Annotated in this window: 18 protein-coding genes; 10 read left to right on the forward strand and 8 right to left on the reverse strand. The window is 50.6% G+C overall.

Annotated elements, in window-relative coordinates:
- Nucleotides 1–20: 20 nt before the first annotated feature.
- The 5 genes from DSM2777_RS06055 to DSM2777_RS06075 all read right to left on the reverse strand — a co-directional run bounded on the left by DSM2777_RS06055 (nt 21) and on the right by DSM2777_RS06075 (nt 4,852).
- Nucleotides 21–1,337 carry an MFS transporter gene (locus DSM2777_RS06055; RefSeq protein WP_061553432.1) on the reverse strand — a complete coding sequence of 439 codons (1,317 nt, stop codon included), beginning with the start codon at nt 1,335–1,337 and terminating at the stop codon, nt 21–23.
- A 112-nt stretch (nt 1,338–1,449) separates the two neighbouring features.
- Entirely contained in the window at nt 1,450–1,770 is a 321-nt protein-coding gene (locus DSM2777_RS06060) for a ferredoxin family protein (protein WP_046458744.1), read from the reverse strand.
- Nucleotides 1,767–3,059 (reverse strand): FAD-dependent oxidoreductase FixC, encoded by a 1,293-nt coding sequence (gene fixC, locus DSM2777_RS06065; protein WP_061553433.1) that lies wholly within the window; start codon nt 3,057–3,059, stop codon nt 1,767–1,769. Before fixC ends, DSM2777_RS06060 begins: the two co-directional genes overlap by 4 nt.
- A 60-nt stretch (nt 3,060–3,119) precedes the next feature.
- Nucleotides 3,120–4,067: an FAD-binding protein gene (locus tag DSM2777_RS06070; RefSeq protein ID WP_061553434.1), complete on the reverse strand. Its 948-nt coding sequence runs from the start codon at nt 4,065–4,067 to the stop codon at nt 3,120–3,122.
- An 11-nt stretch (nt 4,068–4,078) separates the two neighbouring features.
- On the reverse strand, nt 4,079–4,852 hold the full coding sequence (locus DSM2777_RS06075) for an electron transfer flavoprotein (RefSeq protein WP_061553435.1): 774 nt from the start codon (nt 4,850–4,852) through the stop codon (nt 4,079–4,081).
- Between the two features lie 761 nt (nt 4,853–5,613).
- On the opposite strand from DSM2777_RS06075, the gene caiT reads away from it, so the two are divergent.
- The 7 genes from caiT to DSM2777_RS06110 all read left to right on the forward strand — a co-directional run bounded on the left by caiT (nt 5,614) and on the right by DSM2777_RS06110 (nt 14,497).
- The gene (gene caiT / locus DSM2777_RS06080; protein ID WP_043489156.1) at nt 5,614–7,137 is read left to right on the forward strand and encodes an L-carnitine/gamma-butyrobetaine antiporter; all 1,524 of its coding nucleotides are present in this window, start codon (nt 5,614–5,616) and stop codon (nt 7,135–7,137) included.
- A gap of 53 nt (nt 7,138–7,190) precedes the next feature.
- A complete protein-coding gene (gene caiA / locus DSM2777_RS06085) occupies nt 7,191–8,333 on the forward strand; it encodes a crotonobetainyl-CoA dehydrogenase (protein ID WP_025798286.1) in 1,143 nt (380 codons plus the stop codon).
- A gap of 167 nt (nt 8,334–8,500) precedes the next feature.
- On the forward strand, nt 8,501–9,706 hold the full coding sequence (gene caiB, locus DSM2777_RS06090) for an L-carnitine CoA-transferase (RefSeq protein WP_061553436.1): 1,206 nt from the start codon (nt 8,501–8,503) through the stop codon (nt 9,704–9,706).
- A 27-nt stretch (nt 9,707–9,733) separates the two neighbouring features.
- Complete coding sequence (gene caiC, locus DSM2777_RS06095; RefSeq protein WP_061553437.1) at nt 9,734–11,305, forward strand: crotonobetaine/carnitine-CoA ligase; 1,572 nt, start codon at nt 9,734–9,736, stop codon at nt 11,303–11,305.
- 14 nt (nt 11,306–11,319) lie between these two features.
- On the forward strand, nt 11,320–12,102 hold the full coding sequence (caiD, locus tag DSM2777_RS06100) for a crotonobetainyl-CoA hydratase (RefSeq protein WP_025798280.1): 783 nt from the start codon (nt 11,320–11,322) through the stop codon (nt 12,100–12,102).
- A gap of 666 nt (nt 12,103–12,768) precedes the next feature.
- The gene (gene parM, locus DSM2777_RS06105) at nt 12,769–13,821 is read left to right on the forward strand and encodes a plasmid segregation protein ParM domain-containing protein (protein WP_082790859.1); all 1,053 of its coding nucleotides are present in this window, start codon (nt 12,769–12,771) and stop codon (nt 13,819–13,821) included.
- Complete coding sequence (locus DSM2777_RS06110) at nt 13,814–14,497, forward strand: hypothetical protein (RefSeq protein ID WP_061553438.1); 684 nt, start codon at nt 13,814–13,816, stop codon at nt 14,495–14,497. The genes parM and DSM2777_RS06110 overlap by 8 nt, the downstream gene beginning before the upstream one ends.
- 85 nt (nt 14,498–14,582) lie before the next feature.
- On the opposite strand, the gene DSM2777_RS06115 is transcribed toward DSM2777_RS06110, so the two are convergent.
- Together DSM2777_RS06115 and DSM2777_RS06120 are read right to left on the reverse strand one after the other, a co-directional pair.
- Nucleotides 14,583–15,002: a helix-turn-helix domain-containing protein gene (locus tag DSM2777_RS06115; protein WP_043489166.1), complete on the reverse strand. Its 420-nt coding sequence runs from the start codon at nt 15,000–15,002 to the stop codon at nt 14,583–14,585.
- Nucleotides 14,999–15,310, reverse strand: coding sequence for a type II toxin-antitoxin system HigB family toxin (locus DSM2777_RS06120; protein WP_061553439.1), 312 nt, complete (start codon nt 15,308–15,310; stop codon nt 14,999–15,001). The genes DSM2777_RS06115 and DSM2777_RS06120 overlap by 4 nt, the downstream gene beginning before the upstream one ends.
- Nucleotides 15,311–15,664: 354 nt before the next feature.
- Between DSM2777_RS06120 and DSM2777_RS06125 the strand changes: the two genes are divergently transcribed.
- The 3 genes from DSM2777_RS06125 (at nt 15,665) to tynA (ending at nt 20,409) form a co-directional block, all read left to right on the forward strand.
- Nucleotides 15,665–16,765 (forward strand): DUF1615 domain-containing protein, encoded by a 1,101-nt coding sequence (locus DSM2777_RS06125; RefSeq protein ID WP_061553440.1) that lies wholly within the window; start codon nt 15,665–15,667, stop codon nt 16,763–16,765.
- 135 nt (nt 16,766–16,900) lie between these two features.
- Nucleotides 16,901–17,812, forward strand: a complete 912-nt coding sequence (gene feaR / locus DSM2777_RS06130) for a transcriptional regulator FeaR (RefSeq protein ID WP_061553441.1) — start codon at nt 16,901–16,903, stop codon at nt 17,810–17,812.
- Nucleotides 17,813–18,141: 329 nt separating this feature from the next.
- Nucleotides 18,142–20,409, forward strand: a complete 2,268-nt coding sequence (gene tynA, locus DSM2777_RS06135) for a primary-amine oxidase (RefSeq protein WP_156088287.1) — start codon at nt 18,142–18,144, stop codon at nt 20,407–20,409.
- A 266-nt stretch (nt 20,410–20,675) separates the two neighbouring features.
- Here tynA and DSM2777_RS06140 read toward each other — a convergent pair whose 3' ends face one another.
- The gene (locus DSM2777_RS06140; protein WP_061553443.1) at nt 20,676–22,175 is read right to left on the reverse strand and encodes an aldehyde dehydrogenase family protein; all 1,500 of its coding nucleotides are present in this window, start codon (nt 22,173–22,175) and stop codon (nt 20,676–20,678) included.
- Nucleotides 22,176–22,480 lie beyond the last annotated feature (305 nt).

A 22,480-nucleotide genomic window follows, 5' to 3' on the forward strand; every position in this document is an offset into this window, starting at 1 on the left:
TAGATTGCCCGCCAGTATTTTTAATACAGATCCATCTGGCTGGTTTTATCCAGTGATAAATTGCGTGTTTCGGGCGCTAAAAATACGGATACGACCATGCCAAAAAGCGAGATCCCCGCACCGGCCAGCATCGTCATCGCGATCCCATGCTGTTGCATAAACAGCGGTAGCGCATAGGTTGACACCACGGTGCCGATCCGGCTGAGCGATATCGCTGCGCCCACGGCGGAAGCACGAATGTGAGTGGGAAAAAGCTCGTTTGGATAGAGCCATTGCAAAATGCCGGGGCCGCCTGAGAAAAATGCATAAAGCGCAAAGGCTGACACAATCAGCGTAATGCTAGGATCTGGAACAATTCCTAATACCGCTAACGCGAGCGTCATAATGGCAAAGCTGCCAATTAACAACGGACGGCGTCCGATACTGTTGAGCCAATACATCGCAGGCAAGCAGCCAATCAGGAAGAACAGGCTAATCACCACGTTGCCGAGTACGGCCTCTTTACCTTCGTTGAGCCCCAGCAGACTGATAATTTGCGGGCCGAAGGTATAAATGCCAAACATCGGTATTACCTGACACGTCCAAATAATGGCGACAAACAAAATCGATGTTAGGTGCCTGCGGGTGAAAATCTGGCTATAACGCGTCTCCTGTGGGGCTTCGTCATCGAATACCACGTTTTCGCCAAACAGCTTAAACATCAGCGCACGGCACTCTTCAATACGCCCTTTGCGAATCAGCCAGCGAGGCGATTCGGGCAGTTCAAAACGTCCTAATAGAATGATAATACAAGGAATAACCGCGCTGCCCAACATCCAGCGCCAGCCGTTTTCGACGTCATATAACAGATAGCCCACAACGTCGGCGGCGGTTGCACCGATGTACCACATCGCGGCGATAAAACCCATGGTGAAAGCGCGCTGACGCGTGGTAGAAAATTCGGCAATCATCGAGGTAGCGATGGGGTAATCTGCGCCGATCACAATGCCTATCAGAAAACGCAGGATCACCAGCTCCAGCGGCGATGTCACAAACATGGTCGCGGCCGAGATAACGCCGATGGCAATAATATCAATCAGAAACATCAACCGGCGACCAAGCACATCGGCGATGTAACCAAACAGTGACGTGCCAATAAACAGCCCAACCAGCGTTGCGATCCCGACTAACCCCACCCAGCGAGCGTCGAGCTGTAACACAGGAGTCAGCTGTTCGAGTGCAATACCGATGATGACCAGCACGTAGCCATCGAGAAAAGGGCCACCGCTTCCCCACAGCATGATTTTGCGGTGGATCGGGGTAAAACTGATGTCATCAAACCTTTTGGATTTTTCCATAATGATGGTTTTAATCAGCCTGATAGCTGCTTAGCTCTGACATGTATCGCAGAGCTAAGTGGCTATAGTGGGTAAAAAAAGTGACAGAGACGGGCAGGCCAGAATATCGGTTTTAACCGTAGCGATATTCAACGCCAAAGGTGCCACGCGGGTAGTTCCACTCATCTAAAACGGAATCGCGGCACAGGATCCGGCAGGTGCCGCATTCTAAACAGCCCGCGTAGTCAAAGCGGATCGTTCCATCAGGCTGAAGCTTGTATAGCCCCGCCGGACAGGCCAGCGTGAGGGTATGAAACGCCTCCATATCAGGGTGTTCGCGAATGATGATATGCGGATGCCCTTCATCAACGTGAAACTTGTTGATGCCTAATTTAACATCAACGTTAACGGGCTCATTGACGGGGGAATTGGCGGATTTGACGGATTCAGTCATAGCGCGGTCACTCCTTTAATGCCGTCTTTCAACAGGTTCAGATAGCCAATTTTCTTGCAATGACGCATCACCATTTTGCGGATTGGCTGCGGCGGCTGGCCGTTGACGGTAAACATATCCGCCATGATGTCGGCGACCATTTGTGGGTATTGGGTAAACATGCGCGGGTTTTCCAGCATGGCAGGGACTTTACGGTAGTGGCGTAAATCCTTCATCACCGGTAATTCTTCTAGCAGCGTGAGATAACTATTCAACCCCTGCTCGCTAAAGTTATTGGCTTCTTTGGCTTGCAGTACGGCGCGTGCGGCCGCTTCACCAGAGGCGATGGCCATATCCATTCCACGAATGGTGAATCCCAGATTCATACACATGCCTGCGGCGTCACCGGCGATAAGTACGCCGTTACCCACCAGTTTGGGCTGCATATTAATGCCAGCTTCAGGTACTACGTGGGCGGCGTATTCTACGGTTTTGCCACCGGCGATTAATGGGCGAACGGTTGGATGCTGTTTGAAATCTTCCAGCATTTGCGGCACCGATTTTCCCGCATCGGCAATATGACTGAGGCCAACGACGATGCCTAAAGACAATGAATCACCGTTGGTATACAGAAAGCCACCGCCCATCAGACCGTTAGACGGCGTTCCGGCAAACAGCCATGCAGCACCTTCGTTCTCGGTTAGGCTAAAGCGCGCTTCGAGCAGTTCACGAGGCAGTTCAATCAGCTCTTTCACCCCAACGGCCACATGCTTGGCAGAAACCTGTTTCTGCACCATACCCAGCTGTTCGGCCAACAGCGCGTTAACGCCTTCGGCGAGGATCACCACGTTGGCTTCTAAAATATCGCCATCGGCTTCAACGCCGATCACTTTGCCATCGCGCTCAATCAGCTTATCTACGCGGATCCCTGGAACGAATTGCGCACCGGCGGCTTCAGCCTGTTCCATCAACCAAGGATCGAATTTACTGCGCAAAACTGAATAGGAATCCTGCGCCGGTTCGGCCGCATTGGCGTGGTGGTAATCCAACGTGACCGCGCTGTCGTCGGTAAGAAATGATATTTTTTCGCGGGTAATGCGGCGCTCAACGGGAGCATGGGCAGCAAAATCGGGAATGATGCGTTCTAAGCTGTGCCCATACAGGCGACCACCGGTGACGTTTTTGGCTCCCGCATGATTACCGCGCTCGATAACCAATACGTTAGCGCCTTCTCGGGCGAGCACCAGCGCCGCAACGCAGCCAGACAGGCCAGCGCCAACAATAATGGCGTCAAAGACATCTTCAGACATAGGCTCTCCAAATTCGATGGAGCACGGAAGCCATACGCTAATCCGTGCTCCGTCGATATTTTATCGTTTTAGTTTTTCTGTCAGAGCAGGGACGATCTTCATCAGATCGCCGACGATCCCGTAATCCGCGAATTGGAAGATCGGGGCGTTTTTATCTTTGTTGATGGCCATCAGGATCTGCGCGCCGTTGGCGCCGACCATGTGCTGAATCTGGCCAGAAATTCCCAGCGCCAGATAGAGTTCTGGTTTGATCATGATCCCCGAAATGCCCACATAGCGTTCACGATCCATCCATTTTTCGTTTTCGGCGACCGGACGCGAGCATCCCAGCTCTGCGCCAATGGCATTGCTTAACGCCGCCGCAATGGCGATGTTTTCCTGTGAACCGATGCCGCGCCCAACGCTCACCACCAAACGTGCTTTGCCCAGATCGACGCTTTCGCCTTGCTTGGCTCGACGTGATACGCAGGAAATCGCATGGGCTGGTGGGATAAAGGCCAGCGTTTCAGCATTGCCTACTAAGGCACTGTCTTCTGACACGGCAGGGAATACGCCGCTGGCCAGCGTGATAACGGCGTAGTCGGTGGTGATTTTCTCTTTGCCGAAGGCTAAACCGCCGTAAACCATATGTGTGGCAACTGGGTATCCGTCTTCGAGGCTCAACTCAGCGGCATCGTTAACTACGCCAGCGTTGAGGCGAGCGCCTAAGCGTGCTGCCAAAGTTTTGCCGCGACGGGTTGCGGGCAGCAGCAATAAAGCGCGAGAGCTATGGCTATGCGCCTTGATCGCCTGAGCCAGAGTATCGGCATAATCTTCAATGATACGGTCGGCGGGCTGTTCGCCAATATGGTAAACGGCGTTAGCGCCGAGACGGAAAGCCAAAGCTGATTGCTCAGCGCTGTGGCTGATGACGTGAATAATTTCGCCCAGCTCGCGTGCGCCGCCAATCAGCTCGGGTAGATGTGAGTGGGTATCGCTGAACACCCATACTGTTGCAAACTTGCTCATATTGCCCCCAATTAGCTAATGACTTTGCGCAGATGCTCTGCGAATTCTGAAATTTGATCGTCGCTATCGCCTTCGATAATGACCCGCCCACGCGCTTTTTGCTGTGGAGCCTGTACGCTCAGCAACTCGGTGTATGGCGTGATCTCAGGCAGTTCCAGATCGGCAGGCTGCCACGCGGTTACCGGCTTTTTAGCCGCGCCGAGAATGGCTTTCATGGAGGGGATTTGAGGCGTATTGATATCAGTGGATACCGAAATCACCGCAGGTAGCGGGATGGTTAAGGTTTCAACTTCGTCTTCTAGCGTGCGTTCAACCTGAATGCTGTCGTCACTGAGGGCCTCGATCCGGCTCACTCCGTTGATGGATGCGACGCCCAGCGCCTCGCCGAGCAGCAGGCCAACCTGCTGTGCATAAAGATCGGCTGAGCCGTCACCACAAAGAATTAAATCAAAACCGGTTTTCCGCGCAGCGGCCGCCAGCAGGGCAGACGTTTGGTGAGGAAGCATCTTCTCCAAACCTGCGCTGGAAACGACAACTAACTCATCAGGGCCGCGAGACAGCACGTCTTTACGGCCTTTTGCGTTGGACAGCGCTTCGCCACCCACGCTCATCGCCGTAATCTGGATAGCGTCATTGAGCGATTTCAAGCCGATAGCTGCTTCGATAGCGTTGAGATCGAATTGACTAATTTTGGCATCCGCTTTGCTGAGATTCAGAGAGCCATCACTATTGACGGTGATATCCTGCTCCTCGGGGATGAGTTTGTAACATGCAATAATTTTCATCACTTCTCCGATTTCGATAGGCAATACAATATCCGTAACACCCTGTACATAAGACGATGCCCGTAATGACAGGTGTAATTATTTCTGCAGCGAGAAACGCTAGGCAAAGATAAATAAAAATAACGAAAGCGAAGGTTCGCTATATATATAAATGTGTGCACGCCATAGCTGATTTAAACGCTATTAGTGGTGTAATTAAAATCACTAAAATAAAGAATGGAGTAAATTAATTAATATCTAATAAAGGTATCCCTGTAAGTTGTTATTCGTGCCTTGTTATCACGCTAATAGAAATACCATGATTCACCAGACCAAAATAATACCTAGATCACCAATATTGAACGACTCAAGGGCAAAAAACCTTCGAGAATAATGTTTTAATTTTGTTATTTTGATGATTTTAAAGGATTTAATTTTCGTTGTTGGATCGTGGTTCTAAGGCGTGCAGTGGGTGTCAGAAAATAGTTTGATTAAGATCACGGATTATTGAACCACCAAATCTCATTATATCTCGGCGTTAAACGGTAAAGGCGACACACATTCAATCAGATACCTTTAACTATTATTAGCCGAAGTTTTAACAGATATTTTTTGCAAGCTAAATAACTCGTAATAACTAGATCCACCATTAATTGAAAATTTACCTGCAAAATTAGTGTTGGTGTTCTGCTTTTTCATAGCAGAAGTTCTGACGTTTATTCTGAATATTGCATCTCAAGTTGTTATGGCAAGGAACTCCTTTCCATGAGGGAAATGTGTAAATGAAGACAGAAACGAGCAAACGGAAAATAGGGATAGAACCGAAGGTTTTTTTCCCGTCATTGATAATTGTCGCACTACTTTGTTATTTAACTATCCGTGATCTGAACGCCTCTAATATCGTTATTAATTCGGTATTCAACTACATCACAACGCAGTGGGGATGGGCGTTTGAGTGGTACATGGTCGTGATGTTTGTCGGCTGGTTCTGGCTGATCTTTGGCCCTTTTGCCCAGCGTCGCCTCGGCGAAGAAGCCCCAGAGTTCAGCACCGTCAGCTGGATCTTCATGATGTTCGCCTCCTGTACCTCAGCCGCCGTGCTGTTTTGGGGATCGATTGAGATCTACTACTACGTTTCCTCACCGCCGTTTGGCTTAACGCCATTTTCAAACCCAGCCAAAGATCTTGGTTTAGCTTATAGCCTGTTTCACTGGGGGCCTTTGCCGTGGGCGACCTACAGCTTCCTCGCCGTGGCATTCGGCTACTTCCTATATGTGAAGAAAATCGACGTGGTGCGTCCAAGCGGAACGCTGGTGCCGCTTTTTGGTGAAAAGCGCTGCAACGGAATTATTGGCACCATCATCGACAACCTGTATTTGGTGGCGCTGATTTTGGCGATGGGAACCAGCCTTGGGCTAGCAACACCGCTGGTGACTGAATGTATTCAGTATCTGTTCGGGGTGCCTCACACGTTAGAGCTGGATGCGCTGATTATCTCTTGTTGGGTAGTGTTTAACGCCGTGTGCGTTGCCTTTGGCTTGCAGCGCGGAGTTAAGGTTGCCAGCGACGTTCGAAACTATCTCAGCCTGATCCTGCTAGCGTGGGTATTTATCATCGGCGCGAGCAGCTTCACCATCAACTATTTCACTGATTCTGTTGGCATTCTGCTCTCTAACTTCACCCGTATGCTGTTCTACACCGATGCCGTCGGCAAGAGTGGATTCCCGCAGGCGTGGACGGTGTTCTATTGGGCATGGTGGATCGTTTACGGCATCCAGATGTGCATCTTCTTAGCGCGTATTTCTAAAGGCCGCACCGTTCGCCAACTCTGCTTGGGTATGGTTGGTGGATTAACGGCTTCAACGTGGTTGCTGTGGACCATCTTGGGCAGCAATACGCTTTCCCTGATCAACAACGGCAAAATCAACATCCCGCAGATCATCGAACAGCACGGTGTGGCGCGCGCCATCATTGAAACCTGGGCCACGTTGCCGCTCAGCACCGTCACGATGTGGGCGTTCTTTATTCTGTGCTTCCTCGCCACCGTAACGCTCATTAACGCCTGTTCCTACACGCTGGCCATGTCGACCTGTAAGGGCGCAAACGGCTATGACGAACCGCCGATTTGGGTTCGCGTTGGCTGGTCTGTGCTGGTTGGCGTGATCGGCATCATTCTGCTGGCGCTCGGTGGGCTGAAACCGATTCAAACCGCGATCATTGCCGGAGGATGTCCACTTTTCTTCGTCAACATACTGATAACCATATCTTTCTTAAAAGATGCCAAGGCTACGCACTGGAAATACTAAGCGTTTTACCCTGTTTGAATTCGAACGATATTAACCACCAAGAGGCCTGATTTATGAATTTTGCACTGTCTGACGAACAAGAGTTATTTGTTTCCGGTATCCGCGACCTGATGGCGCAAGAAAACTGGGAAGCGTACTTCGCGGAATGTGACCGCAATAGCGAATATCCAGAACGGTTCGTCAAAGAACTGGCCGATATGGGGATCGATAGCCTGCTGTTGCCGGAAGAGCACGGCGGTCTGGATGCGGGCTTTGTCACCTTAGCCGCAGTGTGGGCCGAGCTTGGACGCCTTGGTGCGCCAACCTATGTGCTGTATCAGCTGCCGGGTGGATTTAACACGGTGCTGCGTGAAGGAACGGAGGAGCAAATCGATAAGATCATGGCTTTCCGCGGCACCGGCAAGCAGATGTGGAACTCGGCAATTACCGAACCTGGCGCGGGCTCTGACGTGGGCAGCATGCAAACGTCGTATACCCGTAAAAACGGCAAAGTTTACCTCAACGGCAGCAAATGCTTCATCACCAGCAGCGCGCATACGCCTTACATCGTGGTAATGGCGCGTGATGCGGCTTCACCAGATAAAGCAATTTTCTCCGAATGGTTTGTGGATATGAGCAAACCGGGCGTGAAGGTCAACAAGCTGGAAAAACTGGGCCTGCGCATGGATAGCTGCTGCGAGATCCTGTTCGACAACGTTGAGCTAGAAGAAAAAGACATGTTCGGACGCGAAGGTAACGGCTTCAATCGCGTGAAAGAAGAGTTCGATCACGAACGTTTCATCGTGGCACTCACCAACTACGGCACCGCATTCTGTGCTTTTGAAGACGCCGCACGTTATGCCAACCAGCGCGTTCAGTTTGGCGAAGCCATTGGGCGCTTCCAGCTGATCCAAGAAAAGTTTGCGCATATGGCTATCAAACTGAATTCAATGAAAAACATGCTGTTTGAAGCAGCATGGAAAAGCGATAACGGTTTGATGACCTCCGGCGATGCCGCGATGTGCAAATACTTCTGCGCTAACGCCGCTTTTGAAGTGGTGGATTCGGCGATGCAGGTGCTCGGCGGAGTGGGGATCGCAGGCGATCATCGTATTACCCGCTTCTGGCGCGATCTGCGCGTGGATCGCGTTTCCGGTGGTTCGGATGAAATGCAGATCCTAACGCTGGGTCGTGCGGTGCTGAAACAGTATCGGTAAGCCATTTATTAAAAATAATTTATTGAAAATAAAGGGCTAACAGCAAGTTGCGTTTTAACCGAGATACACGGGCATAGCGTACCGCGGGGCGCTCTCCCTAATATCGGGCCTAAGTTATCGCTTGATGAGTCGGTTACACGTTAGCCCTAATTTTGAGGAAACAGCTTATGTCTATGCCAACATTTGGCCCGCTGGCGGGTTTACGCGTGGTCTTTTCAGGAATTGAAATCGCAGGCCCTTTTGCAGGGCAAATGTTTGCCGAGTGGGGCGCTGAAGTTATCTGGATCGAAAATGTCTCCTACGGCGATACGATCCGCATTCAGCCAAATTATCCGCAGCTTTCACGCCGCAATTTACACGCGCTGTCGCTGAATATCTTTAAAGACGAAGGGCGTGAAGCTTTCTTAAAGCTGATGGAAACCACCGATATATTTATTGAAGCCAGTAAAGGCCCTGCCTTTGCGCGCCGTGGTATTAGCGATGAAGTGCTTTGGGAAATAAACCCCAAGCTGATTATTGTGCATCTTTCAGGTTTTGGTCAGTACGGCACGCCGGAATACACCAACTTGGCGGCTTACAACACCATTGCGCAGGCATTCAGCGGATACCTGATCCAAAACGGTGATAAAGATCAGCCGATGCCGGCATTCCCGTATACCGCCGATTATTTCTCCGGCCTGACGGCGACCACCTCGGCGCTGGCTGCCTTGTATAAAATGCAGCAAACGGGCGTGGGCGAAAGTATTGATGTGGCGATGTATGAAGTGATGCTGCGCATGGGGCAATACTTCATGATGGACTACTTCAACGGCGGCGAAGTATGCCCACGTATGACCAAAGGCAAAGATCCGTACTACGCGGGCTGCGGTCTGTACAAGTGCCAAGATGGTTACATTGTGATGGAACTGGTTGGCGTTAACCAAATGCAGGGAATGTTTGAGGATATGGGCATTGCGCACCTGCTGGGCACGCCTGAAATCCCTGTCGGCACACAGTTAATCCATCGCGTCGAATGCCCATTTGGTGAGCTGGTTGAAGCCAAACTGGATGAATATTTGGCGACGAAGCCGTATGAAGAGGCGCTGGCGCGCTTTGCTGAACTCAATATTGCCTCAGCGAAAGTCTTGACCATCCCTGAATTAGAAAGCAATCCACAGTATATCGCCCGTGAATCTCTCACAACGTGGAACACCATCGATGGCCGCACCTACAAAGGGCCAAATGTCATGCCGAAGTTTAAGAATAACCCTGGTCAAATTTGGCGTGGAATGCCAACGCACGGCATGGATACCGCGGCCATTCTTGCCAGCATTGGTTATTCTGATGCCGACATTGAGACGCTGGTAGCTAAAGGTTTAGCCAAGGCTGATTAGGCACTGTAATTATTTGGGTAGATAGATATGGATATGATAGGCAAACGAAGCTTGCGTCAGGCTTGGGATGATTTAGCGGATATGCACGGCGATAAAACGGCGCTTGTCTTCGAAGATCAGGCAAGGCAAGTTTCTCAATATAGTTATATTGAGTTAAATAAAGAGATTAATCGCACGGCTAACCTATTTCATTCACTGGGTGTGAATAAGGGCGATAAAGTTGCCTTGCATCTGAACAACTGCGCTGAGTTTATATTTTGCTGGTTTGGCCTAGCGAAAATCGGTGCAATCGTTGTGCCTATCAATGCCAATCTATTACGTGAGGAAAGCGCGTATATTATTCATCAGTGTGAGGCCAAAATGGTGGTGACCTCCGCGGAATTTTATTCAATTTATGCCGACCTCACGTCAAAGAATTCGCCTTCTTTGTATCCTATTATATTAACTAATCACGGCGTAGAGCCTCCAAATTCCCGTGAGGTTATTTATTTTCACCCATTGCAAAAGACTCAGCCTGATACGCTTATCTATTCGGTTGAGCTTCATAGCGATGATGTTGCGGAAATACTTTTTACCTCTGGCACGACTTCCAGCCCGAAAGGCGTGGTGATCACCCACCATAATTTGTTATTTGCGGGCTACTACACGGCTTGGCAATGCGCATTGCGGGCAGATGACGTCTATTTAACGCCGATGCCAGCCTTTCATATTGACTGTCAGTGTACCGCCGCGATGCCCACATTTACGGCGGGAGCCACTTTTGTGCTGCTAGAAAAATACAGCGCGCGAGCCTTTTGGGGGCAGGTATGCCAATACCGCGCCACCGTGACGGAATGTATTCCTCTGATGATAAAAACGCTGATGATGCAGCCGCCTATGCCGTGGGAAAAACAGCATAATCTGCGCGAGGTGCTGTTTTATCTTAATTTATCCGAGCAAGAAAAAGACGAATTTATTCAGCGCTTTGGCGTGCGGTTACTCACATCGTATGGCATGACCGAAACCATCGTGGGCGCCATTGGCGACAGGCCCGGAGATAAGCGTCGCTGGCCGTCGATTGGGCGGGTTGGTATGGGCTATGAAGCACAAATCAGCGATGCGCAAGGTAATGAAATGCCGGTGGGAAAAACGGGTGAAATTTGGATAAAAGGCATTCCGGGAAAAACGCTGTTCAAAGAGTATTACAAACTGCCTCAGGAAAGCGCGCGAACCCTGAATGCTGACGGATGGCTGCGAACCGGTGATTACGGCTATATGGATGATGACGAATATTTTTATTTTGTTGAGCGCAGCTGCAACATGATTAAGCGCAGCGGGGAAAATATCTCCTGCGTTGAAATAGAAAATATTATTTCGACTCATCCAAAAATTATGGACGTGGCAGTGATTGGTTTAAAAGACTCAATCCGAGATGAAGCGATAAAAGCCGTTGTGGTTTTAAATGACGGCGAGTTTATGACGGAAAAAGAGTTCTTCACATTCTGTGAAAATAACATGGCAAAATTCAAGGTTCCCTCTTTCTTTGAAATAAGAACGAGTCTACCTAGAAGCTGCTCGGGAAAAGTGATTAAAAAAAGCCTGGTTGAAGTTTCTTATTAAGATGAGGTCTTAGCATGAGTGAATTACATATTAAGCGTAATGGCTACATTCTAGAAATTACGTTAGACAGACCGAAAGCCAATGCGATTGATGCCAAAACAAGTTTTGCGATGGGTGAAGCGTTTATCGCTTTTCGTGACGATCCTGAGCTACGCGTCGCTATTATTACCGGCGCGGGCGAGCGCTTCTTCTCTGCGGGGTGGGATTTAAAAGCCGCCGCTGAGGGTGAAGCACCTGATGCTGATTTCGGCCCCGGCGGTTTTGCTGGCCTCACCGAGCTGTTTAATTTGGATAAGCCGGTGATCGCGGCGGTCAACGGCTATGCCTTTGGCGGAGGGTTCGAATTGGCGCTGGCTGCCGATATGATTATCTGCTCGCGCAATGCCAGTTTCTCAGTGCCCGAGGCTAAGTTAGGGATTGTGCCAGACAGCGGCGGAATGCTGCGTTTGCCGAAGATATTACCTCCGGCGATTGCGATGGAAATGATGATGACGGGTCGCAGCATGGACGCCGAGGAAGCGCTGCGCTGGGGCGTGGTGAATGCGGTGGTGGAGAGCGAACAGCTCATGCCACATGCCCGTGAACTGGCGGCGCAAATTGCGGCTAACGCACCGCTTGCTGTTGCAGCGATTAAAGAAATTTATCGTGAAACCAGCGAGCTGGCGGTTGAAGAAGGCTATCGCCACGCACGCAGTGGCAAGCTAAAACACTATCCGTCGGTATTGCACTCTGAAGATGCGCTGGAAGGTCCAACCGCCTTTGCGGAAAAACGTGAACCGGTCTGGAAAGGACGCTAGTTTCATGGCGTGTAAGCCGGAGAGACAGCGGGAGGGAGCCGGTACGGTAAACAATTCAGCACACAACTTAGCCAAGAATGCGAGTATGCAAAGTTTGCTGGAGTCACGCTATGTGATGTGCCCAGGCTGCCGACAGCGCATTAGGGGACAGCTGTATAGCATGCTGAATCAGTGTCAGACGTGGTGCCCAAGGTGCAAGAAAAATGTCTCTTCATGCGTGGGATAGCAGCGCGATAGGATTATCACAGCGGCCAGAAATAGGGCCGCTGCTTTTATTTTGAATGCCATATAAAACATGTTGCTGGAGCAATAGAAGATCAATAGCGACACAATAAATACAGAACTTAAATATTATTTTTTAAAGATCTCACCTTTCTGACATGCATCATAATGCGGTTAGCATTTCCTCAATACGCCGCTGACATAAGATACAATTCACTTAACCTTCTAAGGATATCTCTGCTGATGGCGGGGAGATGAAGCAATATTCTGCAATTGATTTATTCACATTGATTCATTCGCATTGATGTATTCGCTTAGATATCGCTGTCGATATCCCCTCTCCCAATATCCTGTTAATTGGTTTTAAAAATTTTAGACAAAGCCCATCGAAGCGCTCTGCTATGGCTGGCTTTGCCCATACAATATGCTATTGAGACAAACGCTATGACCACCCAAGCCCGCATGAAATTTGCCATTGATGATGGCTCTACCAACGTCAAAATCAGTTGGATTGAGAACGGCACGCTAAAAACCGTTGTTTCCCCTAACTCATTCCGTAAAGACTGGAAAAGCGCAGCACTGCTGCGCGGGCAAAAGGTATTCAACTACACCATTGGCACCACCAAATACACCTACGATGCGACTTCCGATAAAGCATTATCGACCACGCATATTGAATATCAGTATGACGATTTAAACCTGCTGGCGGTGCACCATGCCCTGCTGCAAAGCGGTCTTGAGCCGTGTGAAGTTGACGTGGTGGTGACGCTGCCGATTACCCAGTTCTATAACCCAGATGACTGCCAGCGCAACGAAGATAAAATTGAAGCCAAGCGTCGCAACCTGATGCGCGAAATCTCGCTGAACAAAGGCGAGCTGTTCAAAATCGTTGGCGTTGAGGTGATGCCTGAAAGTTTGCCTGCGGTGCTTTCGCATTTACTGAATTCTGAAACCAGCGAATTCACCCGCTCTTTAGTGGTCGACTGCGGCGGTACAACGTTGGATATGGGCGTCATCGTTGGTGAATTTGACGATGTGTCTGCGATTTACGGCAACAACGAAATCGGTGTGGCGATGGTGACGGATGCTATTCGTAAAGCGCTGGCTTCTGCCGACAGCGATTCAAGCTATTTGGTGGCGAATGAGCTGATTAAACGCCGTCACGATATGGCTTTCGTGCGTAGCGTGGTGAATGACGAAACACGTATTCCAGATATCTTGCAGCGCATTGAAACCAAGATTCGTGAGCTAGGCGATCAGGTGGCCTATGAAGCGAAGAAGTTTGCTAAAAACCCGAACCGCGTTTATCTGGTGGGCGGCGGTGCCACGCTGGTGGAGAATGCGATCCGTGAAGCCTATTCCACGCTGGGCGATCGCATTATCACTATTGATAACCCGCAGAGCGCGCTGTCGCGTGAAATTTGCCTGTATCACTCAGAGGCTGGGGCCGATGCACTGGCAGAGCCTTTGATGCTTGAGGTAGAGGAAAATGAGTAAAGGGCAGACGAGCCGAGTTAACTTCTCGCTTTATCTCAGCCCCGCTCAGTCTCAGGCCGATTTACGTACCATGACGGTGTTGCAACAGCTGCACCGTCAGCTAAAACAGAGCGGTAGCGATCGCAATGATGTGAATATGGAAACCCGTACTTTTCATCGCAATGTGTATCTGGCGGGCTTACAGCTGCATCAGCTCAACCCACAGCTCTGTCATCATGTGGCAGAATCGATTGGCCGTGAACACCTAACGCTGCCCGAACTGGCTGAAGAACTGGTGCGCTGCGAGCTTTTACCGGTAGAAATTCCGGCGGCGCCTTCAGCGCAACATACTGATTTCTCGGCACAGCAGTTAGAGCAACTGCGTCAGGTGTTTGAACAGTCGATCCCTGAAGTCAAAACCGTTGAGTCAGCGCCTTCCGCGGTGAGTGAAACGATACAAACCGAAGGGATTAGCGCTGAGCAACAGGCTGAGTTTACGCATCTGCGCAGCGAGCTTGCGCGGATGAGCAAACTGCTGGAACAGCAAAATTTACAGCTCCAGCAGCTGCGCCTTAGCCAGCGAGCACCAGCATCCGTAGAGCCAATCCGTAACGGCAACGCGGAAGAGGTCGATCTGGCTGATATCGCACCACCGACCGAAAAAATGAAAAAAATCCGTCAGAAAGGGATTTTTTAGGTTGGAGATTTGACCCGATATTCATGAATAAAAAGCCACGTTTAACGTGGCTTTTTTTACACATATTGATACCGACCGAATCGCATTAGAAAAACAGGTCTGGCCTAACGTTAAAGCGCTTGGAGAGTGCTTTGATATGCTCAATGGTTAATGAGCGTTTGCCGGATAAAATCATGCTGACGAGGCTTTTCGAACCGATTTCAGAGGCTAAATCTGAGTAGGAAAGCTGATGTTGTTCGATGAGAACCCGTAGCGCAGCCACGCCAGTAGGCATATCAGTCACGGCCTGATTGAAGGCTTTAAATCGCTCATTGTTATCTTCATATTCAGCAATTTTTAACGCCAGAAAATCTATTAGCGGGCTTTCGTCATCGTGCTCGATAAGATAATCAACCATAGCGAGCGCATCGCGATAGGCCTCCTCAGACGTATTACCGCCTAAAAAAGGCACGGCATCGGCCAATACTTTTGCGGCCTCTAGCGCTTTGGTCGGTTCTAAAATCATTCTTTTATCTCCCGGTACTGCCTCGTTAGCTTGTCATACTCTGCGTGGGTGACGATGTGTTTGACGTAAAAGCGTTGGTTTACAAAGTTGATGTAGGAAATCATCCGCAGATGGTTCCCGCCAATGTTGATTACCCACCACTTGTTCCTATATTTGAAATTATCGAGGTTAGGGAACAGTTTGCGTAATTCCGTAGGGCTTCCAAACTCATTCTCTTTAAGCAATCGATATGCTGCGATGAGAGATGCGGCATCGTTTGGATACTTTCGCGCGGCGTCTTCAAACGGATCCCTAGATATGATGTGCATGTCCGGCTCTCTGTTTACATCATGTGAACATAATAGGCGCGCAATGTTTGGTTTACAATATGTGAACTGAACATTTTTACCCAATCCTTGGTCGCTGATGAGGTCACCACTCAACTAAGATGACGCCTTGTTTCTTGTTCAGAAGAGAATGGCTTGTCTCTCAGCGCGAAAACTATATGCCGACTGTTTTTAAGATGAAATGGGCCGTAGAGCTTGTTCACCGTTTGTTTTTTTATCTGGAATCCACCTCGAATAAATGACCGATATGAACCATGCATCGTTGCAAACCCTAGACCCGTCTTGCTATCTGCGTTACCGTTCCTTATCTCCTGCCCCTATGATAATTCGAGAAAAATGCCAAATTTTCACGCTGTAGCGTTACGTCCCGTTTGTTTATTGGCTCTATTGGTCTTGGCTGGTTGCTCAACCAAAACCAGCCAAGCGCCTGCGCCGCGGCCGGCCGATGTGAAATCACAGTTGGTTAAGCTGATGCCGAGTAACGTGCGCGATCGTCAGGGCTGGGCGACGGATATCGCGGCCGCATTTACCGCACAGGATATTGCGCCAACCGCAGAAAACTTGTGTTCGGTGTTAGCCGTGACCGAGCAGGAATCGACCTTTCAAGCCGATCCACAGGTGCCGGGACTGGGGAAAATTGCATGGAAAGAGATCGACCGCCGCGCCGATCAGATGCACATTCCCAACTTTTTGGTGCACACCGCGCTGTTGATCAAATCTCCCAACGGGAAAAGCTATAGCGAACGCTTAGATAAGGTGCGCAGCGAGAAAGAGCTCAGCGCGATTTTTGATGATTTCATCGATATGGTGCCAATGGGGCAAAAACTGTTTGGCAGTTTGAATCCGGTGCGTACCGGCGGCCCGATGCAGGTCAGCATTGCGTTTGCCGAAGCGCACGCCAAAGGCTATCCGTATAAAATTGACGGGACGATTCGTCGTGAAGTCTTCAGCCGACGCGGCGGTGTTTATTTCGGCACCCTGCATTTGCTTAGTTATCCGGCTAATTACCCACAGCCTATCTATCGTTTTGCTGACTTCAATGCCGGATGGTATGCCAGCCGGAATGCGGCGTTTCAAAGCGCCGTCAGCCGCGTTAGCGGAATTAAACTCGCGCTGGATGGCGATTTGATTAACTACGGCACTGATAAACCCGGCTCCACGGAGCTGGCGGTGCGTTCGCTGGGCAAGCGTTTGGATATGAGCGATTCCAGCATCCGTCGAGCGTTAGAGAAAGGCGATAGCATCGATTTCGAGAAAACGTCGCTCTACAAACAGGTATATGCGCTGGCCGAGAAATCGAGCGGTAAAAAGCTGCCGCGTGAGATCCTGCCGGGGATCACCTTGGAAAGCCCTAAGATTACCCGCCAACTGACCACCGCATGGTTTGCTAAACGCGTGGATGGGCGCTGGCAGAAGTGCATGGCCAAGGCGCGTTAATAATTGCGCGATGCTTCGCATCTTACACTTATCCTTGTTGCTCAACTGTTAATCAGTTGTTATCGTGAAAGGCGTCTACTATTGGACGCTTTTACCACCGTTGAGTTGCAATAAGATATCCGTGTGAGGTAGCGCATGACGACATCCAACCCGTTAAAAGACGCTGATTTTGAGGGCTGGCTGGCCAGTATTAATCAGGCCTGTGGGCGTTTTGCTGCCAAAACACTGGGGGAAGGATTTAGTGGTTCGGTGCAGGAGTTTCGCTCCGGTGCTCTGCGTTTGAGCATGGTTGATATTGCGCAAACCAAGCTTTACCGAACGCCAAAGGAAATTGCCCAGAGCGACGGTTCTTACTTTTACACCGTATTTCAGCTCAGCGGTCATTCTGAAATGGAACAAGAGGGGCAGCGAGCGCTGCTTTCGGCGGGAGATATCACCCTGATTGATGCCGCTAAACCGAGCACTTTTACCTTCAGCGATACCTCTAGCCAAATCTCATTGCTGCTGCCGCGTGGCTATCTTGAACGTAATTTGCAGTTTGCCGATTTGCGCTGTGCGCAACGTTTGGCGGCGGGCGCGCCGATGGTGCGGCTTAGCCAACAGCTGGTGCAAGAGAGTATGCGTAATAGCGCGTTAGATCAGCAGGAAAGCGAAGCGGTTTTAGATGCGGTGGCTACCTTACTGCGTCCGGTGCTGATTGCGCGTGATGATGATGCGCCACAGGATAAAGTATTTAGCCGCACGCTGACTTTTATCGATAAACATATTCAGTCGGAATCGCTGCGGCCAGAGTGGATTGCCAGCGAAGTGGGCGTTTCGGTGCGTAGCCTGTATCGCATGTTTGCTCGCAAAGGGCTGGTGGTGGCGCAATACATCAAAAACCGCCGTCTTGATCTCTGCGCTAACGCTTTGCGCAGTGCGCCGGTGCGGCAAAAACTGTCAGATATTGGCTACTCGTGGGGCTTTGCCGACCACAGCCATTTCTCTACCGCGTTCAAAACGCGTTTCGGCATTACGCCGGGCGAATACCGCAAACAGTATCGTTAGTCTCATCTTCGTGAGTTTGTCATCTGCGACAAAGCTGATGGCATACACAACAAATTAATCCCCCCGATGAATTGCTATGTTTGAGCTGGGTCAGTCGATACTGGCCTTGCATAACCGTAGCAGCGCGTGGCGGCAGACCAACAATAAGACACCAAAAAAGTCTCTAAAAGATCTCTTGAGGAACCGATTTTCAACAGCACGCTCGTATACCAGGTCGAGATTATCCCGCGCACTGATTCACTGACATGAATGCCAACTTTTAGTGGTGAGGTAATAAAGCTATGTTTTATAAAACCCAGTCCTATAAAAAACTGACTCGCAAAACAATGATGAAAAAACGCCTGCCGGTTGCGATTGCGCTGGCGCTCGGGCTGTTGACGTCTGCGGGCTGGCAAAACAGCGCACAGGCACATGGTGCGGCGGCGCATATGGTGCCGATGGAGAAAACGCTGGCTGAATTTGGGGCGGATGTGCAGTGGGATGATTATGCCCGCATGTTCACCATTGCCAAAGACGGCGCTTATATCAAAGTGAAGCCCGATTCCAACGAAGCCATCGTGAATGGCAAACCGTTGAAACTGGCGGTGCCGGTGGTGTTTCGCGACAAAGTGGCCTATATGTCGGAAGACTTTATCAATGAAGTTTTTCAATCTGGCTTAGACCAGACTTTCGCCGTTGAAAAACGCACCCATCCGCTTAATCCGCTGAGCGCAGATGAAATCAAAACGGCGGTAGAGGCGATCAAAGCTTCAGATAACTATCACGATAACTTCCGCTTTACGGAAATCTCTCTGCGGGAGCCGCCAAAAGAGGAGGTTTGGCAGTTTGTGTTGAGCGGAAAAAACGTTGAGCAGCCGCGTCAGGCGAATGTCACCGTGCTGGATGGTAAGCACGTTGTGGAAAGCGTGGTGGATTTAACCGATAAAAAAGTGGTGTCGTGGACGCCAATCAAAGATGCGCAGGGCATGGTGCTATTGGATGATTTTGCCACCGTTCAGGCGGTGATAAGCGCCAGCACTGATTTTGCCGCCGTGCTGAAAAAGCGTGGAATTGCCGATCCCAGCAAGGTGATCACCACGCCGCTGACCGTGGGTTATTTCGATGGTAAAGATGGGCTAACGCAGGATCAACGCTTGCTCAAAGTGATCAGCTATCTGGACGTGGGTGACGGCAACTATTGGGCGCATCCGATCGAAAACCTTGTGGCAGTGGTCGATCTTGAACAGAAAAAAATTATCAAAATAGAAGAGGGGCCGGTGATCCCGGTGCCGATGGCTCCGCGTCCGTATGATGGCCGCGACCGCAAAGCGCCAGATATTAAACCGCTGGAAATCGTTGAGCCGGAAGGTAAAAACTACACCATCACCGGCAATACCATCCACTGGCAAAACTGGGATTTCCACGCGGGGTTGAACTCTCGCGTTGGCCCGATCATTTCGACGGTGACCTACAACGATCAGGGCAAAAAGCGCAAGATCATGTATGAGGGATCGCTGGGCGGTATGATCGTTCCTTATGGCGATCCGGATATCGGCTGGTACTTCAAAGCCTATCTTGATTCCGGTGATTACGGCATGGGCACGTTAACCTCGCCGATTGCCCGTGGCAAAGATGCGCCGTCGAATGCGGTGCTGATCGACCAAACGATCGCGGATTACACCGGCAGGCCGATGGCTATTCCGCGGGCGATCGCCATCTTTGAACGTTACGCAGGGCCAGAATATAAGCATCAGGAAATGGGGCAGCCCAACGTGAGCGCCGAGCGCCGTGAGTTGGTGGTGCGCTGGATCAGCACCGTGGGCAACTATGACTATATTTTTGACTGGGTATTCCATCAAAACGGTACGATTGGCATCGACGCGGGTGCAACGGGGATCGAAGCGGTGAAAGGCGTGAAAGCGCGCACCATGCAGGATCCAACCGCCAAAGAAGATACCAAATACGGCACCCTTATCGATCACAACATCGTCGGAACCACGCATCAGCATATCTACAATTTCCGTTTGGATATGGACATCGACGGCGAGAACAATAGCTTGGTTGAGCTGAATCCTGATGTGAAGCCAAACGATCGTAGCGGCCCACGCACCAGTACCATGCAGGTGGATCAGGTCGATGTGAAAACTGAAAAAGAGGCGGCGCAGAAGTTTGATCCTTCCACTATCCGACTGTTAAGTAACTCGACTATCACCAACAAGATGGGCAATCCGGTTTCTTATCAACTGATCCCTTACGCGGGCGGAACTCACCCAATCGCCAAAGGGGCGAACTTTGGTAAAGACGAATGGATTTATCATCGCCTGAGCTTTATGGATAAACAGCTGTGGGTGACGCGCTATAACCCAGAAGAACGCTACCCTGAGGGGAAATATCCAAACCGTTCTATTCACGATACCGGTCTGGGGCAGTATTCTTCAGACAACCAGTCGATTGAAAATACGGATAACGTGGTGTGGCTGACCACCGGCACCACGCATGTGGCGCGCGCGGAAGAGTGGCCGATTATGCCAACAGAATGGGTGCATGCGCTGCTGAAACCGTGGAACTTCTTCAGTGAAACGCCAACGTTGGATTTGAATGGGAAGAAGGGGGAGTAGGAGGAGTAGTTTATTCTTCGGCTGTAACCCCCTCCCAACCTCCCCCTTCGCAGGGGGAGGAGCAGATCGAACTCTTCATTACTATCGAGGCACATTCGGCTCCCTCCCCTTCGCAGGGAGGAGCAGATCAAACTCTTCATCACTATCGAGGCACATTCGGCTCGCTCCCCTTCGCAGGGAGGAGCAGATCGAACTCTTCATTACTATCGAGGCACATTCGGCTCCCTCCCCTGCGAGGGGGAGGGCTGGGGTGGGGGCAGTTGTTCTCAATACCGCACACACACCGTTTTGGTTTCGGTATAGGCATCCAGCCAATCAGTGCCAAAATCACGTCCGGTTCCTGACTGTTTCACGCCGCCAAACGGCATATTCGCATCGATCAGCGTATGACTATTCACCCACACGGTGCCTGCCTGAATACGCGGAGTATAGGCCATCGCGGTTTGCAGGCTGGTGGTCCATAGGCTGGCGGTGAGGCCAAAGTCGGTATCGTTGGCCTGATGCAGCGCATTTTCGGCGTCTTTTACCCGAATAAGGTTAACGACGGGGCCGAAAACTTCTTCTCGCGATAAATTCAGCGCGGCATCAGGGTTAATCACCAGCGTTGGGGGAATATAAAAGCCCTGCGCATCAGGCCCTGTAGCTCCGCTGATCAGCTCGGCATTTTTGGCTTTAGCATCTTGCAGATAAGACGCGACTTTGTCGCGATGCTGGCGTGAAACCAATGGATTTATTTGGGTGGTGGCATCCATACCGGGGCCGACGGAAAGCGATTTTATCGCTTGTTCAAAACCGGCAACCAGATTGTCGAAAATCGGCGCTTCGATATAGATACGTGAACTGGCGGCGCAAACTTGCCCTTGGTTGAGGAAACTTCCCGCCATCAGGCCTTCAATCACCTGTTGCTGATCGGCGTCTTTCAGCACGATGGCCGGATTTTTACCGCCTAGCTCCAGAGTGACTCGCGTTAAGCGGTCGGCAGCGGCACGGGCAATGCCCTTGCCAACCGGCGTTGAGCCAGTAAAGCTGACCTTCGCCACCAGCGGATGTTCGGTTAAGGCTTTGCCGCATACCGATCCTTTGCCGGTGACGATATTAAATACGCCATCGGGAACTCCTGCTTCGCTGGCAAGTTCGGCCATGCGTAGCAGGGTTAACGGCGTAGTTTCAGACGGTTTAATGACGATAGAACATCCCGCCGCCAGCGCTGGCATGACCTTCCAAATCCCAATCATCAGCGGGAAGTTCCACGGCACGATACCGGCTACCACGCCGATCGGTTCTTTGCGGGTGTAAGCCATATATTTCGCACCGGCGGGCATCGGTATCGATACATCCATGGTTTGCCCGGTGATTTTGGTGGTGAGACCGGCGGTATAGCGCATCCAGTTCAGCGTGCAGCCCACTTCGAAGGCGCGGGAAATATTAATCGATTTGCCTTGTTCCAAGGTTTCTAGCTGCGCCAGTTCTTCTGCGTGTTGTTCTACGAGGTCAGCGTAGCGTAGCAAAATGCGCTCACGCTCGGCGGGTAAACGCTGTGACCACACACCGGCGCAAAAGGCCTGATGAGCCGACGTGACCGCGCGCGAAACGTCTTCGGCGTTGGCGTCAGCCGAAGAGGCGATCTGTTCGCCGTTTGCGGGGTTATAAATTGCTAAGCGCGCATCCGACGTGGAGTCGCACCACTTTCCATCAATATAAAGTCCGTGCTGACGGTCCAGAAAACGCGTAACGCTGTCGAGGATTGCTACTGTGTTGTCGGGCATAAGCCCTCCCGTCGGTCGAAAAATGGATTAGTAGAGTGGGGTTGTCGTGGAGCGACAAAACCAGTCATCACCTCATGAGTCTATAACAAGGATAGTTTTATCTTTTTGCTGTGTCTGACATTCGATTGGTGGGGTATGACAGAGGGAGGCAATGCGCTTAAGCGGTTCTCTAACCGCGGGGATAGTCACGTAGACAATAGGGTTACTCATGTTAGTATATATAAGCAAAAGCTATTGATGTGTTTGTTTCATTCATACAAAGATAGGACGTCTTGTTATGAAAACATCCATTTTTGGCGTTACCC

Origin of the sequence: Obesumbacterium proteus (genome assembly GCF_001586165.1) — a bacterium.
Lineage (GTDB): Bacteria > Pseudomonadota > Gammaproteobacteria > Enterobacterales > Enterobacteriaceae > Hafnia > Hafnia protea.

What these genes read in the sequence shown, in the direction of transcription:
- DSM2777_RS06055 (WP_061553432.1), bottom strand. Translation starts at nt 1,337, where the DNA reads ATGGAAAAATCCAAAAGGTTTGATGACATCAGTTTTACCCCGATCCAC.
- caiT (WP_043489156.1), top strand. Translation starts at nt 5,614, where the DNA reads ATGAAGACAGAAACGAGCAAACGGAAAATAGGGATAGAACCGAAGGTT.
- fixC (WP_061553433.1), bottom strand. Translation starts at nt 3,059, where the DNA reads ATGTCTGAAGATGTCTTTGACGCCATTATTGTTGGCGCTGGCCTGTCT.
- DSM2777_RS06120 (WP_061553439.1), bottom strand. Translation starts at nt 15,310, where the DNA reads ATGCACATCATATCTAGGGATCCGTTTGAAGACGCCGCGCGAAAGTAT.
- DSM2777_RS06075 (WP_061553435.1), bottom strand. Translation starts at nt 4,852, where the DNA reads ATGAAAATTATTGCATGTTACAAACTCATCCCCGAGGAGCAGGATATC.
- DSM2777_RS06125 (WP_061553440.1), top strand. Translation starts at nt 15,665, where the DNA reads ATGCCAAATTTTCACGCTGTAGCGTTACGTCCCGTTTGTTTATTGGCT.
- DSM2777_RS06115 (WP_043489166.1), bottom strand. Translation starts at nt 15,002, where the DNA reads ATGATTTTAGAACCGACCAAAGCGCTAGAGGCCGCAAAAGTATTGGCC.
- DSM2777_RS06110 (WP_061553438.1), top strand. Translation starts at nt 13,814, where the DNA reads ATGAGTAAAGGGCAGACGAGCCGAGTTAACTTCTCGCTTTATCTCAGC.
- feaR (WP_061553441.1), top strand. Translation starts at nt 16,901, where the DNA reads ATGACGACATCCAACCCGTTAAAAGACGCTGATTTTGAGGGCTGGCTG.
- DSM2777_RS06070 (WP_061553434.1), bottom strand. Translation starts at nt 4,067, where the DNA reads ATGAGCAAGTTTGCAACAGTATGGGTGTTCAGCGATACCCACTCACAT.
- parM (WP_082790859.1), top strand. Translation starts at nt 12,769, where the DNA reads ATGACCACCCAAGCCCGCATGAAATTTGCCATTGATGATGGCTCTACC.
- tynA (WP_156088287.1), top strand. Translation starts at nt 18,142, where the DNA reads ATGAAAAAACGCCTGCCGGTTGCGATTGCGCTGGCGCTCGGGCTGTTG.
- caiA (WP_025798286.1), top strand. Translation starts at nt 7,191, where the DNA reads ATGAATTTTGCACTGTCTGACGAACAAGAGTTATTTGTTTCCGGTATC.
- DSM2777_RS06140 (WP_061553443.1), bottom strand. Translation starts at nt 22,175, where the DNA reads ATGCCCGACAACACAGTAGCAATCCTCGACAGCGTTACGCGTTTTCTG.
- caiC (WP_061553437.1), top strand. Translation starts at nt 9,734, where the DNA reads ATGGATATGATAGGCAAACGAAGCTTGCGTCAGGCTTGGGATGATTTA.
- caiD (WP_025798280.1), top strand. Translation starts at nt 11,320, where the DNA reads ATGAGTGAATTACATATTAAGCGTAATGGCTACATTCTAGAAATTACG.
- DSM2777_RS06060 (WP_046458744.1), bottom strand. Translation starts at nt 1,770, where the DNA reads ATGACTGAATCCGTCAAATCCGCCAATTCCCCCGTCAATGAGCCCGTT.
- caiB (WP_061553436.1), top strand. Translation starts at nt 8,501, where the DNA reads ATGTCTATGCCAACATTTGGCCCGCTGGCGGGTTTACGCGTGGTCTTT.